The sequence below is a fragment of the Streptomyces sindenensis genome (assembly GCF_014649035.1).
GTDB lineage: Bacteria > Actinomycetota > Actinomycetes > Streptomycetales > Streptomycetaceae > Streptomyces > Streptomyces sindenensis.
The window spans coordinates 66,707-83,014 of the sequence record NZ_BMSG01000023.1 but is presented as its reverse complement, the minus strand read 5'-3'; the positions used below and the strand labels follow the sequence as shown (position 1 = coordinate 83,014).

Here is a 16,308-nt window from a genome sequence, read left to right as displayed (position 1 = left end):
GGCATGGCAGGGATCACGGACCCGGCGTGCCCTCCGAGGTGCCCTGCGTGAGCACCCCGAGGGTCAGCAGGGCCTGTGCGGCGATGTAGGTGAGCATCACCCAGAAGTCGGGGGCGGGCGCCTGCGGCCACTCGGCGATGCCGGTGGCGATGAGGGCGTCGGAGAGCAGGAAGAGCGCGCCGCCGGCCGCCGCGTACGGTCCGAACACGCCCGCCCGCCAGGCCATGGCGGTGAGCAGCAGGCTGTACCCGGTGAGCGGGATCCGCAGGTCCGCCGGGAGGTCCGGCCAGATCAACACGAGGAAGACGGCAAGGACGACGGCGTACCCGGCCCCGGCGGCCAGCGGCGCGGGACCCCGGCCTCGGCCCTCCCCCCGCCCGAACAGCGTCAGGTAGCAGACATGGCCGACGGCGAACGAACCCATGCCGACGAGGAAGGCCAGGTCGTTGTCGGCGAGCAGGAAGACATCGCCGCCCCACCCGAACAGCAGGGCCGCGACGAGCAGCTTGGGTGCGCCGCGCAGGGCCGCGTACCCGGCGAGCAGCGGCATCAGCAGCGGCTTGGCGACCAGGTGGACGGTCCCGGCCCCGGCGAGGAGCCCGGCCAGGTCGGCCGCGGCGACGAGGAGGAAGGCGAGGAGCACGGGGCGGGCGAAGCGCTCGGCCGGCCGGCCGGTCCCCGGGGAGCCGGGGCGGGCGGTGGCGGCGGTCACCGGGCGCGTTCCGGGGCGGATGCCTGCGGGGAGACGGTCTCCGGAGCGGGCGCGAGGGTCGTGGTGGCCGTGGCCGTGGTCGCCCCCGCCTTCACCGCGGGCTGCCAGCCCGGCCCGCGGAAGACCCGTCCGGCCCGCTCGCTCCAGGTGTCGGCGGCCCGGACGTCCCGGGCGATGGCGGCGTACTCGTGGGTCGCGACGCGCAGCGGGTTGTAGGTGGAGATGTTCTTGGTGAGCCCGTAGACGGGCCGCTCGGCCTCCGCCGCGAAGGACCCGAACATCCGGTCCCAGATGATCAGGATCCCGCCGTAGTTGCGGTCCAGGTAGCCGCCCTGCGAGGCGTGGTGGACGCGGTGGTGGGAGGGCGTGTTGAGGACGTACTCGAAGGGGCGCGGGAGCTTGCCGACCCGTTCGGTGTGCACCCAGAACTGGTAGACGAGGTTGGCCGACTGGCAGAACGCGAGCGCCGCCGGGTGCACACCGCAGGCGATCAGCGGCAGGTAGAAGGGCCAGACGGTCGCGGAGGTCCAGGGCTGGCGCAGCGCGGTGGTGAGGTTGAACTTCTCGCTGGAGTGGTGGACCACATGGCAGGCCCACAGGATCCGGATGACGTGGTGGCCGCGGTGGGACCAGTAGTAGAAGAAGTCCTGGGCGAGGAGCATCAGCAGGACGGTCCACCACACCACGGGCACCCGCAGCGGCGTCAGCTCGTAGACCCCCATGTAGATGGCCAGGATGGGGATCTTCCACAGCAGGTCGAAGCCCAGGCTGCCGAGCCCCATGGTGACGCTGGTGGCGGCGTCCTTGGTCTCGTATCCGGCCGCGTCCTCGTCCGGATGGAGGCGGTAGCTGACCATCTCGATCACGGTGAGCAGCACGAAGGCCGGTATTGACCACAGCACGACATCGGGCAGGTTCGGCTCCATGCGAGCACCGTAGGGCCGCCGGTCGGCGAGGGCTAGAGGTTGTTACCCACAAGTATGCGAGACCTGCTGTCAGCAGTCTTTGGCACCTTCTGCCAAGAGCCCCGGAAAATACGTAGCGCGCCCCAACGCACCTCCCTAAGCTCCCTCTTGCGCGGGGGCGGCTCCGCGGTGTGCTTCCTTCTCCACCTCTTCGAATCCCGCAGCGCACCCACTCTCCGCCCCCGCCCCACACCTCCTCCCTCTCCTCTCCTGGGGCCTGTTTGTCCGTGTCGCCGTCGCTGTCGTCCGTGCTGCTCCGCCGTCTTCGGACGGTGTACGTCGGGGAGGCCGGGCCCCGGCCCGGCGATCCGCCGACCACGACCGGGCTGGTGGCCCTGGAGGCCGAGCTCCTGGACCGCGGGTTCGCTCTCACACCCGCTCTGCACGCGGCCCTCGCGTGGCTCGGGCCCGCCGGACTGGCCGACGCGGGAAAGCGGTTGGTGGGGCACATCGACGCCGAGCTCGGCGCGGACCGTACGCACATGCCGCTCTTCCGCAGCTTCCCGGCCTCCGTGCCGGACGACACGTTCCAGCTGTACGTGGACCGGGTGTTCACCCTGCTGCTCCAGTGGCCGCAGCAGCCGTGCGTGCTCTGCTCCACGGTCGGCAGCGTGCACCCGGTCGCCCCCTGCGCCCACCTCGTGTGCCGGGAGTGCTGGGACGGCGCCGATTACTCCGGCTGTCCGATCTGCCACCGCCGCACCGCCGACGACGACCCGTTCCTGAAACCCGCGCCGCCGCTCCGGCGGGTGAAGACGGCGGCCGGGCCGGTGCAGCCCCTGGCTCTCGGCACCGACGCGGCGGCGGACGCGGTCACGGCGCTGGGGCGGCTGCTCGCACGGCGCACCCCGTTGCCTCCGCAGGACCGGGACGACGTCGTGGCGTTGCTGGCCCACACTCCGGCGGGGCTCGGATGGCTGCCGGCGGAGATTCCCGTACGGGAGACGAAGGCGCTGGTCCTGGGCACGCTGCTGCGGGACCGGCGGACCCGGGACGCCGTGCGGGCGGTCCTGCCCACCCGGCTGACCACCGCCACCGATGTGCTGCGGCTGCTCGCCGTGTGGTCGGGCGGCGGGGCCGACCTGCTGGACACACCCAGGCACCGGTCCCTGCCGCGCGGGCTGCGGCGCGAGCTCCTCGCCGTACTCGACGGACTGGCCCCCTCCTCCCTGGTCGAGGACGTCCTGCGGCACCCCGAGCGGTGGAAGCGGGCCGCCGAGACGCTGCACCCGAACGAACAGCACGCCCGCCACCCCCGGGCCGCCCTGGCCTTCGCCGTGCTGCGGGCGACGCATGTGTCCACGGTGTCGGAACCGCTCGCGGCGACCCTGGTGCGTACGGCGGCCGAGAACCCGCTCGCCGTACGGGCGGACGGGGCGCTGTTCAAGGCCAACACCTGGACCGCACGGGTCGAGCAGGCGTTCGCGGCGCGCGAGAGCGGCACCGTGACCGCCCTCCTCGCCCAGCGCCCGGGCACCCTGCTGCGCCGGCTCGACCAGGTGCTGCGGCTGGAGGGTGACGGGACGCTGCCGGAGGCGCTGGCCGGTGTGCTGGAGCACGGGCTCGCCGGGGCGGGGCCGGGTCCGCTGCTGGCCGCGCTGGGGCGGCTGAGGGTCCGTGACGTTCCCGGCGGGCGGCGGGTCTTCTTCCCCCGGGGCCGGGTGACGCACTCGTACACCCTCGACGACACCCGTCCCCCGCTGCCCGCCCCGACCGTGGAGCGGGTCTGCGCGCTGCTGGAGCGGGAGGTGCTGCGGCGTCTCTCCACCGCGTCCCGCTTCGATCTGGCGGTGCTCGACGAGGGGCTGGCCGCGCTCGCCGTGCCCTCCGCCGAGAGCGCGGCGGCCAAGGCTCTGGTCGCGGTGGACCGGGGCAGTACGCAGCCGTTGCCCGAGGGCGAGGTGCTGCGGATGTTCCTGCACTGGATGCAGCCGCCCGCCGAGACCGTCGACCTCGACCTGTCGGTGGCCTTCTTCGACGCCGGCTGGACGTACCTCGGGCTCTGCGACTACACGAACCTGGTGTACCGGGACCGGGTGGCCGTGCACTCCGGCGACCTGACCTCCGCGCCCGCGCCGAGGGGCGCCAGCGAGTACGCCGACCTGGACCTGGACGGGCTCACCCGGGCCGGGGCGCGGTTCGCGATGCCGGTGGTGTTCAGCTACAACAACGTGCCCTTCGAGCTGCTGCCCGACGCGTTCGCCGGGTTCATGGCGCTGCCGTCGGTGGACGGGCGCGCCGCGCACTTCGACCCGCGGACCGTCCGCCAGCGCTACGACCTGATCGGCCACTCCCGGGTCCATGTGCCGATGGTGGTGGACGTGGAGCGGCGCACCTTCCTCTGGACCGATCTGCATCTGCCGCCGTCGGAGGGCTACCACAGCGTGGAGCGGCACATCGACGAACTGGGCCGGGCGGGCCGGGACCTGTACCAGTACTTCTCCGCGGGACGTACGACGCTGTGGGACCTGGCGGTGTGGCACGCGGCGGCCCGGACCGACGAGGTGGCGGTCTCCCGCAGGCACGGACTGGTGCGCTACCGGCGCGGGACCGGGGAGGACACGGCCGCCTTCGCGAGGCGGATACGCACGCTCCGCACCCCGGACGCCCAGGAGCCGCACGGTGCGGAGTCCGGCGACGGGGACGGGGTCGCCGCGGTGGAGCGGGCGGCGGCCGGGAAGCGGGTGTTCCTCGCGGTGGTGAACGGGGACGCGGCCCCGGAGAAGGTGAGCGGCACGGTCTACCGGTTGCTGCCCGGTCCGGTGGACGGCTGCGGTCTCGACCGGGTGGCCGCGGGCGACCTGGTGGCCGCGCTCGGCTGACCCGAAGGCGGCGGGCGGGGAACGGAGTTGTGATTCCGCCCCACCGCTCGGGGCCCGGCCCCCCCCGGCCGAATAGGGAACTGTCAGTCGCGGCCCGTATTGTCTGTGACCATGCTCGACGACCGCCAGACAGCCGCACCGTGGCCGACCGCCTACCCCCAGGGGTACGCGGTCGTCGACGTGGAGACCACCGGCCTCGCCCGCGACGACCGGATCATCTCCGCCGCCGTCTACCGGCTGGACGCCCTGGGCAACGTCGAGGACCACTGGTACACGCTGGTCAACCCGGAGCGCGATCCCGGGCCCGTCTGGATCCACGGTCTGACGAGTGATGTGCTCGAAGGTGCGCCGCTCTTCCCCGAGGTGGCCGAGGAGTTGTCCGCGCGGCTCGCGGACCGGGTGCTCGTGGCGCACAACGCGGCCTTCGACTGGTCGATGATCGCCCGGGAGTACGCCCGGGCCTCGGTGGTCGCCCCGGTCGAGCAGCGGCTGTGCACGATCGCGCTGGCCAAGGAGTTGCGGTTGCCGCTGCCCAACCACAAGCTGGCCTCCCTCGCCGCGCACTTCGGGGTCGTCCAGCAGCAGGCCCACCACGCCCTGGACGACGCACGGGTGCTGGCCGAGGCGTTCCGGCCGAGCCTGCACGCGGCGGCCCGGGGCGGGGTGCGGCTGCCGTTGCTGGAGTGCCGGCCGCTGACCGAGTGGTCCGACTCCCCCGTCACCCCGCGCGTCGGGTACCGGACCACGCGGCAGCCGAACAGCTGGCGGCCCTCGCGCAAGCGGCCGGCCTGCCCGTATCCCAATCCGGGGCGGTACGAGAAGGAGAAGCCGCTCAAGCAGGGGATGCGGGTGGCCTTCTCCGGGGACACCTCGGTCGACCGGGAGCTGCTGGAGGACCGGGCGATCGAGGCCGGTCTCCATGTGGCGACCAGCGTGTCGCGGCTGACCAGCCTGCTGGTGACCAACGATCCGGACGCGGCCACCTCCAAGACGCAGAAGGCCAAGTCCTTCGGCACGCCGATCCTGGAGGAGAGCGCCTTCACCCATCTGCTGCGTGATGTGGCCCCCGCCGACGGGGCCGTCCTTCCGCAGCAGGCGTCCCCGCCGCCCCCGGAGTCGACCGCGTCATCGGAGTGAACCGGGCACGACTCGCCCGTCAGCCGCTCGCCCGGGGCCGCCCGGCGTCCCACCCTGTGGCGCATGGCACGTTGTGAGGTTTGCGGAAACGACTACGGCATGTCCTTCGAGGTGCACGCGCAGGGCGCGGTGCACGTCTTCGACTGCTTCTCCTGCGCCATCCACCGCATGGCGCCGATCTGCGAGCACTGCCGGGTCCAGGTGATCGGGCAGGGCGTCGAGGCCGACGGGCACTGGTACTGCGGCGCCCACTGCGCCCGCGCCGAAGGGAAGGCGGGCATCGTGGACAAAGTGTGACGGATCATCTCATGGTCGGGCTTGCCCGGCAGCACCCCTGAGTGCCGCACCCCATGACCCCGGTTGTACGGTCATGGGGTGTACCGCTTCCTGTTGACCCGGCAGTGGGTGATCCTCACCCTGCTCGGCCTCGCGCTGATCCCGACGATGATCGAGCTGGGTTTCTGGCAGTTCCACAAGCACGAGCACCGGGTCGAGCAGAACGCGCTGATCTCACGGAACCTCGACGCCCAGCCGGTCCCGGTCACCGACCTCACCTCCGCCGGGCACACCGTCCCCCGGTCGGACTACTGGCGGACGGTCACCGCGACGGGCACGTTCGACACCGGGCACGAGGTGGTCGTCCGCCGCCGGACCTCGGACGACGACCGCATCGGCGTGCACGTCCTGACCCCGCTGGACCTCAGGGACGGCGGCACGGTGCTGGTCAACCGGGGCTGGGTCCCGGCCGCGCCGAACCAGACCTCCTTCCCCGACGTGCCGCCCGCGCCCCGGGGCGAAGTGACCGTCACCGGCCGTCTGAAGGCGGACGAGACGACCGGCAGCAGCGGCATCAAGGACCTGGCGGGGCTGCCGGAGCGGCAGGTCATGCTGATCAACAGCGAGCAGCAGTCCCAGCTGCTGTCCCGGAAGGTCCTCGGCGGATACATCGAGCAGACCGGGCCGGTGCCTTCGGGTGACCTGCCCGAGCAGATCGCCCGCCCCGACGACAGCTCGATCGGGCCGCACATGGCCTACGCCGTCCAGTGGTGGCTGTTCGTCGCCGCCGTCCCGGTCGGCTGGATCATTCTCGTACGCCGGGAGAAGCGGGACCGCGAGGAGGCCGCGGCCTCGAACGCCACGGCCGACGCCTCCGAGCAGCCCGAACCGGCGAGCGCCTGAGACACGAGGCACACCTCTCGGGCGATATCGGCTGGTTGACAACCGCCCGGTTCGGGAAAACGCCTGGCGTGACCCCACGCATCGAGGACTACGCCCTGATCGGCGATCTCCAGACCGCCGCGCTCGTCGGCAGGAACGGTTCCGTCGACTGGCTCTGCCTGCCCCGCTTCGATTCCGGCGCCTGCTTCGCCGCCCTGCTCGGCACCGAGGAGAACGGCCACTGGCGCGTCGCGCCCAAGGGAGCGGGCCCCTCGGACGTCTGCACCCGGCGCGCCTACGTGAAGGACTCCCTGGTCCTGGAGACGTACTGGGAGACGCGGACCGGCACGGTGAAGGTCATCGACTTCATGCCGCAGCGCGACAGCACCCCGGACCTCATGCGGATCGTGGAGGGCGTCAGCGGCACGGTCGACATGAGTTCGGTGCTGCGGCTGCGCTTCGACTTCGGGTCCGTGGTGCCCTGGGTCCGCAAGTCCCACGGCCACCGGGTCGCGATCGCGGGGCCCGACTCCGTGTGGCTGCGCAGCGAACCGCCGGTCAAGACATGGGGCCAGCAGTTCAGCACCTGCTCCTCGTTCACCGTCGCCGAGGGAGAGAGCGTCGCCTTCGTGCTGACCTGGCACCCCTCGCACTCGCCGCGCCCGAAGCTGATCGACCCGCACAAGGCGCTGAAGCACACCCTGCACGACTGGGCGAAGTGGACCGAGCGGTGCACGTACGAGGGGCCCTACCGCGACGCCGTGCTGCGTTCGCTGATCACGCTCAAGGCGCTGACGTACGCCCCGACCGGCGGCATCGTGGCGGCCCCGACCACTTCCCTGCCGGAGGAGATCGGCGGCGTACGGAACTGGGACTACCGCTTCTGCTGGCTGCGGGACGCGACGCTGACCCTCGGGGCGATGGTCTCGGCCGGTTATCTGGCGGAGGCGGAGGCCTGGCGGGACTGGCTGCTGCGCGCCGTCGCGGGAGATCCGGCCGACCTCCAGATCATGTACGGGCTGGCGGGCGAACGCCGGCTCCCCGAGATGGAGCTGCCCTGGCTCGCCGGGTACGAGCACTCCCGTCCCGTGCGGACCGGGAACGCGGCGGTGCGGCAGCGTCAGCTCGATGTGTACGGCGAGGTCATCGACGCGCTCCGCCTCGCCCGCGTCGCCGGGCTCCACGACAAGCCGCACGCCTGGAACCTCCAGCTCAGCCTGCTCGGCTTCCTGGAGTCGACCTGGCGCGAGCCGGACGAGGGGCTGTGGGAGATCCGCGGCGCGCGGCGGCACTTCGTGCACTCCAAGGTGATGGCCTGGGTCGCTGCCGACCGGGCGGTGCGCTCACTGGAGGAGAACCCGGAGCTGCCCGGCGACGCGGACCGCTGGCGGGCGATGCGGGACGCGGTGCACGCCGAGGTCTGCGAGAAGGGGTACGACCCCGAGCGGAACACCTTCACCCAGTCCTACGGGTCACGGGAGCTGGACGCTGCGACGCTGCTCATCGTGCGGACCGGGTTCCTGCCGCCCGACGACCCCCGGGTGATCGGCACGGTCGACGCGGTCCGCGCCGAGCTGGGCAGTGACGGGCTGGTCCGGCGCTACAGCACCGAGGGCGCCAGTGTGGACGGACTGCCCGGCGACGAGGGGGCCTTCCTCGCCTGCTCGTTCTGGCTGGTGGACGCGTTGCAGCGGATCGGCAGGCCGGACGACGCGCGGGAGCTGTTCGAGCACCTGCTGGAGCTGCGCAACGACATGGGGCTGCTGGCGGAGGAGTACGACGTGGCGGCGGGGCGGCAGCTCGGCAACTTCCCGCAGGCCTTCAGCCATATCGGACTGGTGAACTCCGCTGTCGACCTGGCCGGGGACGACCCGGCAGGATAGGGCCATGGATCTTGGATTGAGGGACCGCGTCTACATCGTCACCGGAGCGACCCGGGGCCTCGGCAACGCCACGGCCCGGGCGCTGGCCGCCGACGGCGCGAAGGTGATCATCACCGGCCGGGACGAGAAGTCCGTCGAGGAGGCCGCCGCCGAGCTGGGCGGGGACGTGCTGGGGCTGGCCGCCGACAACGCCGACCCGAGCGCCGCCCAGCGCCTGGTGGACACGGCCCGGGAGCGTTTCGGGCGGCTCGACGGCATCCTCGTCAGCGTCGGCGGACCCGCCCCCGGCTTTCTCGCGGACAACACGGACGACCAGTGGCAGACGGCGTTCGAGACAGTGTTCCTGGGGGCGGTACGGCTGGCCCGGACTGCGGCGGCCGCGCTCGGCGAGGGCGGGGTGATCGGCTTCGTGCTCTCCGGGTCGGTCCATGAGCCGATCGCGGGGCTGACCATCTCCAACGGGCTGCGCCCCGGTCTCGCCGGTTTCGCCAAGTCGCTCGCCGACGAGCTGGGCCCGCGCGGCATCCGGGTGGTGGGCGTGCTGCCCGCCCGGATCGACACCGACCGGGTCCGCGAGCTGGACGCGCTCTCCGGCGACGCGGAGGCCGCCCGCGCCGCGAACGAGGCCAGGATCCCGCTGCGGCGCTACGGGACGCCGGAGGAGTTCGGGAAGACCGCGGCCTTCCTCCTCTCCCCCGCCGCCTCGTACCTCACGGGCATCATGGTCCCGGTCGACGGCGGGTACCGGCACGGCTTCTGAGTCCGCGCCCCCGTCCGTACGTCTCCGGGGCCGTCAGGACACCCGCTCCGCGCGGTGCTTGACGGCCTTGAGGCGCACCTCGGCGGGAAGCTCGTCGAGACCGGCCGAGACACGGGCGTGCGCCAGCGCCCCGTCCGCGACCGCGTTCAGCGTTCCGAGCGGGGCCGCGTGCGGCTCCATCAGCAGTCGGAGCCGGGCCCGGGGCTCGGTGCGGCGGCGGCCGGTCAGCATCGCCTGGGCGCGAGCCACTCCGTCCAGTTCGCCCGCCTCCGCGGCGAGCACGCCCTCCAGGGCCCGGCCCCGCAGCTGGGCCCCTTCGCCGTCGCCGCTGTCCACCAGGACCTCGGTGAGCCGGCCGCGCCGGAGCTGGGCGAAGAACCACCACAGGGCGAGGACCACGAGGACGGCGAGGACGGCGATCACCGTCGGCCACCACCAGCCCTCGTCCCGCCAGCGGTGCCGGTCGGCCACGCTGAGCAGGACGTCGTGTCCGCCGTCCCAGGGCCACCAGGCCGGTACGGACGCGCCGAGTCCGGTGGCGAGCACGGCTCCGCCGACGACGACCAGCACCAGCCCGGCCAGGGCCAGCAGGACCCGGTTGACGGTGGAGCGCATACGGCTCATCCCTTCTTCGCCGGTCGGTGCACATGGACGGAGAGGGCCGGCGGCCTGGCCAGGCCCAGTTCCCGGACGGCCTCCTCCAGCACGGCGTCCAGGTCGGTCTTCACGTCGTCGAGCTCCCGGAAGTGCGAGAGCGCCCGCACCTTCGCCTTCCGCCGTCCCATCCTGACCCGTACGGACTGCACACCGGGCACCTCCACGGCCCGGTCCCGCAGGACGAGGGCCGCGGCGGTGCGGTCGAGTCCGGCCCGGATGTCGGCGCGGTCGCGGCGCATCGGCAGCAGGTCACGCAGTCCGGGGGTGAGGGCCAGCAGGACCAGCCAGAGACCGATCGCCGCGGCCACCCCGGCTCCGACGAGCACGGGGGTGTCGTCCAGGCGCTGTTCGGCCAGCCCGTCGGCGAGGGAGCGCCGCCACTGCATGGCCGGGTGATCGGCCCGTACGGCGGCGATGTCGTAGAGGAGCAGTCCGGCCGCGCCGAGGAGCACGAGGGCCAGCAGGGCGGCCGGGACCCGGCGCGCGGACCAGAAGCGGCCGGCCCGGCCGTCGCCCCGTTCCAGGGTGGGGACCGGTTCGCGGGCGTCGGCCGGCGCGTCCGGGGCGGGGGTGTGCGCGTCGTCGCTCTGCTCCACGGTGGGCATCCGCCGGGTGGAGCCGGTCGGTTCGCCGGGATCGGTCATCGGATCCTCCCGTGTGCGGCGTTCGCTCCGGCGGGGTGCAGCCGTTCGACCTGGACGGCCACTTCGGGCACCTCCATGCCGGCCAGCGCCTTGACCCGCTGGGCGACCCGGCGGCGTACGGCACCGCACTGGCTGCCGATGTCGCTGGGGTAGCCGAGCTCCAGGCTGACCCGGACCCGGGCGGCGTCGCGGTGCACGGTGACCGTGGCACGCGGGGACGCCCCCTCTGCGGGCGGTTCCCCGACGGCTTCCTTCGCCGCCTGTGCGGCGATCTTGGCGACGACGCGGTCGGCGATCCGGGTCTCGCCCCGTTCGGCGGCGGCGACCCGGCCGGTCACCGCCGTCACCGTCGCCGGTCGCCGCGCTCGCGACTCCGGAAGAAGTCGCCGGGCTCCAGGTCACCGTCCAGGAAGCGGCCGGCGATGAAGCCGATCGCGCCCAGCGCGGCCACCAGTACGAAGGCTCCGAAACCGCCGAAGTATCCGGCGAACCCGAGCGCCATGCCGGCCAGCAGACCGGCGACAGCCATGCTCATCGTGTCTCTCTCCTCAACTGCCGTGCGACGGAAGGTACGGAAGGGGTTACTGGACCCGCTGTCCGGTCTCGTCCTCGTCGTCCTCCTCGTCGGGCAGCTTGACGTCGCTGACCGCGATGTTGACCTCGACGACTTCGAGACCGGTCATACGTTCCACCGCGGCGACGACGTTCTCGCGGACGTCGCGGGCCACATCGGCGATGGAGACGCCGTAGTCGACGACGATCTCCAGGTCGAGGGCCGCCTGCGACTCGCCGACCTCCGCCTTCACCCCGCGGGTGACGGACTTGCCGCCGCCGGGGACCCGGTCACGGACCGCGCCGAACGTCCGTGACAGTCCGCTGCCCATGGCGTGAACGCCACCGACGTCGCGTGCCGCCATTCCGGCGATCTTCTCGACGACGCCGTCGGCGATGGTGGTGCGGCCCCGGGTCCCGGGGTCACCGCCGCCGCGCTTGCCGAGGGACTTGTCGCCCGAACCGCCGCTGGGGTTGTTGCGCTGGGAACTCTCAGTCATCGCCGCTCTTCCCTTCGGGACAGGGTTGGACTTCCTTGCCCACGTTAAGTGCGCTTTCCGCATCCCGCGCCGTGGATGCGGCAGGCTGGGGCGATGACGACGGCGCGGGGCCCGCGGAGGGCCGACGGATGGACCGCTGGGGTACGGGAACGACTGGGTCTGGGCCGGCTGCTGCCGCTGGGTGATCCGGCGGACGGTGTGTGGATCGCGGAGACGGCTGCCACGTCGGTGCTGCGCGGGGCGGCGGCCCGCCCGGGGGCGGTGCTCGGGGAGCTGCGGATCGGCCTGGCGGTTGAGGCGGTGCCCGGGGAGGGTGCGGAGGGAGACCTGGTGGCGGACGCGGGAGCCGGGGGCGGCCCCGCTGGTGCGCGGGCCTCTGCGGACCCGAGGGGCCCGGCGTCGCCCCCGGCTCCGCCGAGCGCTCTGCCGACGGGGCCGCTGCGGATCGAGGCGGAGTTCTCGGCGGCCTTGGACCGGCCGCTCCCGGACACCGCGGCAGCCCTGCGAGCGGCGCTCCTCACGGCCGCCGCCGCCCGGCTGGGCCTGGAGATCACGGAGGTGGACCTGACGGTGACGGCATTGCTGGAGGACGGTGCGCCCGATCAGGTGACCCCGGCCCCGGCCGCACCTGCGGCCCGGGTCGCGGAGCCGGAGGACCCGGTGGCGACGGCGGCGGCCGGGGCGCCGGGCGTCGTCTCGCTGACCCGGGTCCTGGGCAGCCCGGTGCACACCGCCCGGGACCATGTCCGGGTCGAGGTGGCGACGGCCGGGGACCACCGGGCGCTGGATGTCGCCCGGTCGGTGCGTACGGCGGTGGCGGCGGCCACGGAGAAGCGGCTGCCGGTGTCGGTGCTGGTCACGGACGTGGTGGGGCCGGGCCGGGCGCCGACGGCGGAGCCGGGCCCGGCCGACGGGTGACGGGCTCCGGGGCAGGGCCCGGCCCGGCCCGGGTGTGACGGCCGCCGGAGACGCAGCCCGGCCGGGACAGCGGGGGACGGCCTCCGGAGGCAGAGCCGCAACGCCGTGTGGACGGGGGCCGCGCGCGGCCCCCGTGGGAGTCAGTCGGTGATGCCCGCCAGGTCGCGGAGGCGGCGGCCCTGGGCGGCCCGCTCGGCGACGCGCTGCTGTTCGTAGTCGCGCGAGAGCGCGCCGGCGAGGAGGGCCTTCGTCTCGACGACGGCGTCGCGGGGCGCTGCCACCAGGGCCCCCGCGAGGTCGCGGGCCGCCGCGTCGAGCTGGTCGGCGGGGACCACGAGGTTGGCGAGGCCGCTGCGCTCGGCCTCCTCCGCGTGGACGAAGCGGCCCGTGGCGCAGATCTCGAGCGCGCGGGCGTAGCCCACGAGGTGCACCAGGGGGTGGGTGCCCGTGAGGTCGGGAACGAGACCGAGGCTGGTCTCACGCATGGCGAACTGCACGTCCTCGGCGACGATCCGCAGATCGCAGGCGAGGGCGAGCTGGAAGCCGGCGCCGATGGCGTGGCCCTGGACCGTCGCGATCGACACGAGGTCGTTGCGGCGCCACCAGGTGAACGCCTCCTGGTACTCGGCGATGGTCGCGTCGAGCTCGGCCTCCGGGCCGCGCGCCATGTCGAGGAACGACGGCTCGCCGTCGAAGCCCTCGGGGGTGAAGGCCTGCCGGTCGAGGCCCGCGGAGAAGGACTTGCCCTCGCCGCGGAGCACCACGATCCGTACCGTGCCGGGCAGCGCCCGTCCGGCCTCGGTCAACGCCCGCCACAGAGCGGGAGACTGAGCGTTGCGCTTGGCCGGGTTGGTGAGCGTCACCGTGGCAACGGCATCGTCGACGGTGAGCCGTACGCCGTCCTTGTCGAGCACAGTGTCGAGCGAGGTCATGGGGCGCCTCCGGATGGGGTGCAGTCAGCACTCGGTAGTAAGTGACTGAACAGTAACCACCCGGGCGACCTTGCGGTCAGCCGGGTGGCCACCCCGAAATCCGTCGGTCCCGAATGACGCCGATGGCGCCGAGAACGCGGAGGCCTCAGGCCGAAGCGGCCTTCTTGCCCCGTGTCGCGCCGCCGCGTCCCCGCAACGTCACTCCGGACTCGCTGAGCATCCGGTGGACGAACCCGTAGGAGCGGCCGGTTTCCTCGGCCAGCGCCCTGATGCTCGCACCGGAGTCGTACTTCTTCTTCAGGTCTGCCGCGAGCTTGTCACGCGCGGCGCCGGTCACCCGGCTGCCCTTCTTCAGAGTCTCGGCCACCCGTGCCTCCTCATGGGAAGTGCGCTCTGGACTTCTCATGATCACCCCTCCCGCGCTTCCTGGCCACCCATTCGGCAAGGTCGGTGCGAGCGGTTTCCCTGACGAGAGGCGCGTCAGAGCGAGCGGAATCCCTGATTCCCGCGGGCGCACAAGGGCGTACGGCCCTCACCGACCGGAGAACCGGCAGGTCAGGGCCGTACGGAGCGAAGCGTCCGGAAATGGGGCGTGCGACGGGTGAGCGCCGGGCGCACCACCGGAGTACGAGACGCTCTCACGCAGATGACGGATCGCGCGTAGGCCGAATGATCTATCCCCGGTGGATCGGGCAGGGGCTCCGGCGGGTCAGGCGAGGGCGACGAGGTCGCGGTAGTCCGCTCCCCAGAGGTCCTCGACGCCGTCCGGGAGCAGGATGATCCGCTCCGGCTGGAGCGCCTCGACGGCCCCCTCGTCGTGGGTGACGAGAACGACGGCGCCCTTGTAGGTGCGCAGCGCGCCGAGGATCTCCTCGCGGCTGGCGGGGTCGAGGTTGTTGGTGGGTTCGTCGAGCAGGAGCACGTTGGCGGAGGAGACGACCAGGGTCGCGAGCGCCAGGCGGGTCTTCTCGCCGCCGGAGAGGACGCCCGCGGGCTTGTCGACGTCGTCGCCGGAGAAGAGGAAGGAGCCGAGCGTCTTGCGGACCTCGACGAGATCGAGGTCGGGGGCGGCGGAGCGCATGTTCTCCAGGACCGTGCGCTCGGGGTCGAGGGTCTCGTGCTCCTGGGCGTAGTAGCCGAGCTTGAGGCCGTGGCCCTGGATGATCTCGCCGGTGTCGGGCTTCTCCGCACCGCCGAGCAGGCGCAGCAGCGTGGTCTTGCCGGCACCGTTGAGGCCGAGGATGACGACGCGGGAGCCCTTGTCGATGGCGAGGTCGACGTCGGTGAAGATCTCCAGCGAGCCGTACGACTTGGACAGGCCCTCCGCCATCAGCGGGGTCTTGCCGCAGGGGGCGGGCTCCGGGAAGCGGAGCTTGGCGACCTTGTCGGAGACCCGGACGGCCTCAAGGCCGGCCAGCAGCCGGTCGGCGCGCTTGGCCATGTTCTGGGCGGCGACGGTCTTGGTGGCCTTGGCGCGCATCTTGTCGGCCTGCGAGTTGAGGGCGGCGGCCTTCTTCTCGGCGTTCTGGCGCTCGCGCTTGCGGCGCTTCTCGTCGGCCTCGCGCTGCTGCTGGTAGAGCTTCCAGCCCATGTTGTAGATGTCGATCTGGGAGCGGTTGGCGTCGAGGTAGAACACCTTGTTGACGACCGTCTCGACCAGTTCGACGTCGTGGGAGATCACGACGAAGCCACCGCGGTAGGACTTGAGGTAGTCGCGCAGCCAGACGATGGAGTCGGCGTCGAGGTGGTTGGTCGGCTCGTCGAGGAGCAGGGTGTCGGCGTCCGAGAAGAGGATCCGGGCCAGCTCGACGCGGCGGCGCTGACCGCCGGAGAGCGTGTGCAGGGGCTGGCCGAGGACCCGGTCGGGCAGGTTGAGCGCGGCGGCGATGGTGGCGGCCTCGGCCTCGGCGGCGTACCCGCCCTTGGTGAGGAACTCCGTCTCCAGGCGCTCGTACTTCTTCATCGCCTTCTCGCGGGTGGCGCCCTTGCCGTTCGCCATCCGGTCCTCGTTCTCGTGCATCTTGCGCAGGATCTCGTCGAGACCGCGGGCGGAGAGGATGCGGTCGCGGGCGAGGACGTCGAGGTCGCCGGTGCGCGGGTCCTGCGGGAGGTAGCCCACCTCACCGGACTTGGTGATGGTGCCGCCCGCGGGGGTGCCTTCACCCGCGAGGCACTTGGTGAGGGTGGTCTTGCCCGCGCCGTTGCGGCCGACGAGGCCGATGCGGTCGCCCTTGGCGATGCGGAAGGAAGCGGATTCGATGAGGATGCGGGCGCCGGCGCGCAGCTCGATGCCGGAAGCGGTGATCACGGGAAAAACTCCAGGGCAGTCAGGACGGCGGAGGGACGAGGGCGGAGGTCTCTCGACGCCGCTAATGCACAAGGAGGTAGGCCATACGGCCATTCTACTGGCGGTGCGCAACTGCTTTTCCGCGTGCTCGGTGGGACGAACCGTCCGATACTCGCCGCGGGGCGGCACGCCGTCGCCCGCCCCGATCCCGAGGGCGGTGCGACCGTGCGGTTCGACTGCGACGCCGATATCGCCGCGCGGGTGGGGCTTCAGGCCGACCGCTAGGCCGGGGTCCGGGCGCACCACGCGACGACGACGCCGGACGAGTCGACCGGTCGGCCGCTGATCACGGAGCCGACCCGGGCGGACGTCCGGGACGGC

The 16,308-nt window shown here is 72.7% G+C and carries 17 protein-coding genes and 1 pseudogene; 8 read left to right on the top strand and 10 right to left on the bottom strand.

From position 1 onward, the window contains the following. Window positions 1-13 precede the first annotated feature (13 nt). Together IE145_RS23325 and IE145_RS23320 are read right to left on the bottom strand one after the other, a co-directional pair. A complete protein-coding gene (locus IE145_RS23325) occupies window positions 14-712 on the bottom strand; it encodes a lysoplasmalogenase (RefSeq protein WP_189527392.1) in 699 nt (232 codons plus the stop codon). Further along, entirely contained in the window at window positions 709-1,638 is a 930-nt protein-coding gene (locus IE145_RS23320) for a sterol desaturase family protein (RefSeq protein ID WP_189527391.1), read from the bottom strand. The genes IE145_RS23325 and IE145_RS23320 overlap by 4 nt, the downstream gene beginning before the upstream one ends. 266 nt (window positions 1,639-1,904) lie before the next feature. Here IE145_RS23320 and IE145_RS23315 point away from each other — a divergent pair, with 266 nt between their 5' ends. The 6 genes from IE145_RS23315 to IE145_RS23290 all read left to right on the top strand — a co-directional run bounded on the left by IE145_RS23315 (window position 1,905) and on the right by IE145_RS23290 (window position 9,437). Beyond that, a complete protein-coding gene (locus IE145_RS23315; protein WP_189527427.1) occupies window positions 1,905-4,499 on the top strand; it encodes an MXAN_6230/SCO0854 family RING domain-containing protein in 2,595 nt (864 codons plus the stop codon). A 105-nt stretch (window positions 4,500-4,604) separates the two neighbouring features. Next, a complete protein-coding gene (locus IE145_RS23310; RefSeq protein ID WP_189527390.1) occupies window positions 4,605-5,636 on the top strand; it encodes a DEDDh family exonuclease in 1,032 nt (343 codons plus the stop codon). A 63-nt stretch (window positions 5,637-5,699) separates the two neighbouring features. Beyond that, a complete protein-coding gene (locus IE145_RS23305) occupies window positions 5,700-5,933 on the top strand; it encodes a metallothionein (RefSeq protein WP_006123591.1) in 234 nt (77 codons plus the stop codon). A gap of 78 nt (window positions 5,934-6,011) precedes the next feature. Then, window positions 6,012-6,815, top strand: a complete 804-nt coding sequence (locus IE145_RS23300) for an SURF1 family cytochrome oxidase biogenesis protein (RefSeq protein ID WP_189527389.1) — start codon at window positions 6,012-6,014, stop codon at window positions 6,813-6,815. Window positions 6,816-6,883: 68 nt separating this feature from the next. Next, window positions 6,884-8,677 (top strand): glycoside hydrolase family 15 protein, encoded by a 1,794-nt coding sequence (locus IE145_RS23295; RefSeq protein ID WP_189527388.1) that lies wholly within the window; start codon window positions 6,884-6,886, stop codon window positions 8,675-8,677. 4 nt (window positions 8,678-8,681) lie between these two features. Next, window positions 8,682-9,437: an SDR family oxidoreductase gene (locus tag IE145_RS23290; RefSeq protein WP_189527387.1), complete on the top strand. Its 756-nt coding sequence runs from the start codon at window positions 8,682-8,684 to the stop codon at window positions 9,435-9,437. 33 nt (window positions 9,438-9,470) lie between these two features. Here IE145_RS23290 and amaP read toward each other — a convergent pair whose 3' ends face one another. The 5 genes from amaP to IE145_RS23265 are packed head-to-tail and all read right to left on the bottom strand — an operon-like array spanning window position 9,471 to window position 11,790. After that, a complete protein-coding gene (gene amaP, locus IE145_RS23285; protein WP_189527426.1) occupies window positions 9,471-10,052 on the bottom strand; it encodes an alkaline shock response membrane anchor protein AmaP in 582 nt (193 codons plus the stop codon). 5 nt (window positions 10,053-10,057) lie between these two features. Further along, window positions 10,058-10,738: a DUF6286 domain-containing protein gene (locus IE145_RS23280; RefSeq protein ID WP_189527386.1), complete on the bottom strand. Its 681-nt coding sequence runs from the start codon at window positions 10,736-10,738 to the stop codon at window positions 10,058-10,060. Then, window positions 10,735-11,085: an Asp23/Gls24 family envelope stress response protein gene (locus IE145_RS23275; RefSeq protein WP_189527385.1), complete on the bottom strand. Its 351-nt coding sequence runs from the start codon at window positions 11,083-11,085 to the stop codon at window positions 10,735-10,737. The genes IE145_RS23280 and IE145_RS23275 overlap by 4 nt, the downstream gene beginning before the upstream one ends. Next, window positions 11,082-11,273 carry a hypothetical protein gene (locus tag IE145_RS23270; protein ID WP_006123598.1) on the bottom strand — a complete coding sequence of 64 codons (192 nt, stop codon included), beginning with the start codon at window positions 11,271-11,273 and terminating at the stop codon, window positions 11,082-11,084. Before IE145_RS23270 ends, IE145_RS23275 begins: the two co-directional genes overlap by 4 nt. Before the next feature lie 46 nt (window positions 11,274-11,319). Beyond that, window positions 11,320-11,790: an Asp23/Gls24 family envelope stress response protein gene (locus IE145_RS23265; RefSeq protein WP_065480442.1), complete on the bottom strand. Its 471-nt coding sequence runs from the start codon at window positions 11,788-11,790 to the stop codon at window positions 11,320-11,322. Window positions 11,791-11,883: 93 nt separating this feature from the next. Here IE145_RS23265 and IE145_RS23260 point away from each other — a divergent pair, with 93 nt between their 5' ends. After that, window positions 11,884-12,708: a hypothetical protein gene (locus tag IE145_RS23260; RefSeq protein WP_189527431.1), complete on the top strand. Its 825-nt coding sequence runs from the start codon at window positions 11,884-11,886 to the stop codon at window positions 12,706-12,708. A 140-nt stretch (window positions 12,709-12,848) separates the two neighbouring features. Here IE145_RS23260 and IE145_RS23255 read toward each other — a convergent pair whose 3' ends face one another. The 3 genes from IE145_RS23255 to IE145_RS23245 form a co-directional block, all read right to left on the bottom strand. After that, complete coding sequence (locus IE145_RS23255; RefSeq protein WP_189527384.1) at window positions 12,849-13,640, bottom strand: enoyl-CoA hydratase/isomerase family protein; 792 nt, start codon at window positions 13,638-13,640, stop codon at window positions 12,849-12,851. A 145-nt stretch (window positions 13,641-13,785) separates the two neighbouring features. After that, complete coding sequence (locus tag IE145_RS23250; RefSeq protein ID WP_006123601.1) at window positions 13,786-14,007, bottom strand: helix-turn-helix domain-containing protein; 222 nt, start codon at window positions 14,005-14,007, stop codon at window positions 13,786-13,788. 342 nt (window positions 14,008-14,349) lie between these two features. Beyond that, the gene (locus IE145_RS23245) at window positions 14,350-15,948 is read right to left on the bottom strand and encodes an ABC-F family ATP-binding cassette domain-containing protein (RefSeq protein ID WP_069739666.1); all 1,599 of its coding nucleotides are present in this window, start codon (window positions 15,946-15,948) and stop codon (window positions 14,350-14,352) included. A 231-nt stretch (window positions 15,949-16,179) separates the two neighbouring features. Between IE145_RS23245 and IE145_RS34110 the strand changes: the two are divergent. After that, a pseudogene (locus IE145_RS34110) lies at window positions 16,180-16,308 on the top strand (KPN_02809 family neutral zinc metallopeptidase); the annotation flags it as partial.

Coding starts and splice junctions, on each gene's coding strand:
- IE145_RS23320 (WP_189527391.1), bottom strand. CDS start 1,638: ATGGAGCCGAACCTGCCCGATGTCGTGCTGTGGTCAATACCGGCCTTC.
- IE145_RS23305 (WP_006123591.1), top strand. CDS start 5,700: ATGGCACGTTGTGAGGTTTGCGGAAACGACTACGGCATGTCCTTCGAG.
- IE145_RS23290 (WP_189527387.1), top strand. CDS start 8,682: ATGGATCTTGGATTGAGGGACCGCGTCTACATCGTCACCGGAGCGACC.
- amaP (WP_189527426.1), bottom strand. CDS start 10,052: ATGCGCTCCACCGTCAACCGGGTCCTGCTGGCCCTGGCCGGGCTGGTG.
- IE145_RS23280 (WP_189527386.1), bottom strand. CDS start 10,738: ATGACCGATCCCGGCGAACCGACCGGCTCCACCCGGCGGATGCCCACC.
- IE145_RS23270 (WP_006123598.1), bottom strand. CDS start 11,273: ATGAGCATGGCTGTCGCCGGTCTGCTGGCCGGCATGGCGCTCGGGTTC.
- IE145_RS23265 (WP_065480442.1), bottom strand. CDS start 11,790: ATGACTGAGAGTTCCCAGCGCAACAACCCCAGCGGCGGTTCGGGCGAC.
- IE145_RS23260 (WP_189527431.1), top strand. CDS start 11,884: ATGACGACGGCGCGGGGCCCGCGGAGGGCCGACGGATGGACCGCTGGG.
- IE145_RS23255 (WP_189527384.1), bottom strand. CDS start 13,640: ATGACCTCGCTCGACACTGTGCTCGACAAGGACGGCGTACGGCTCACC.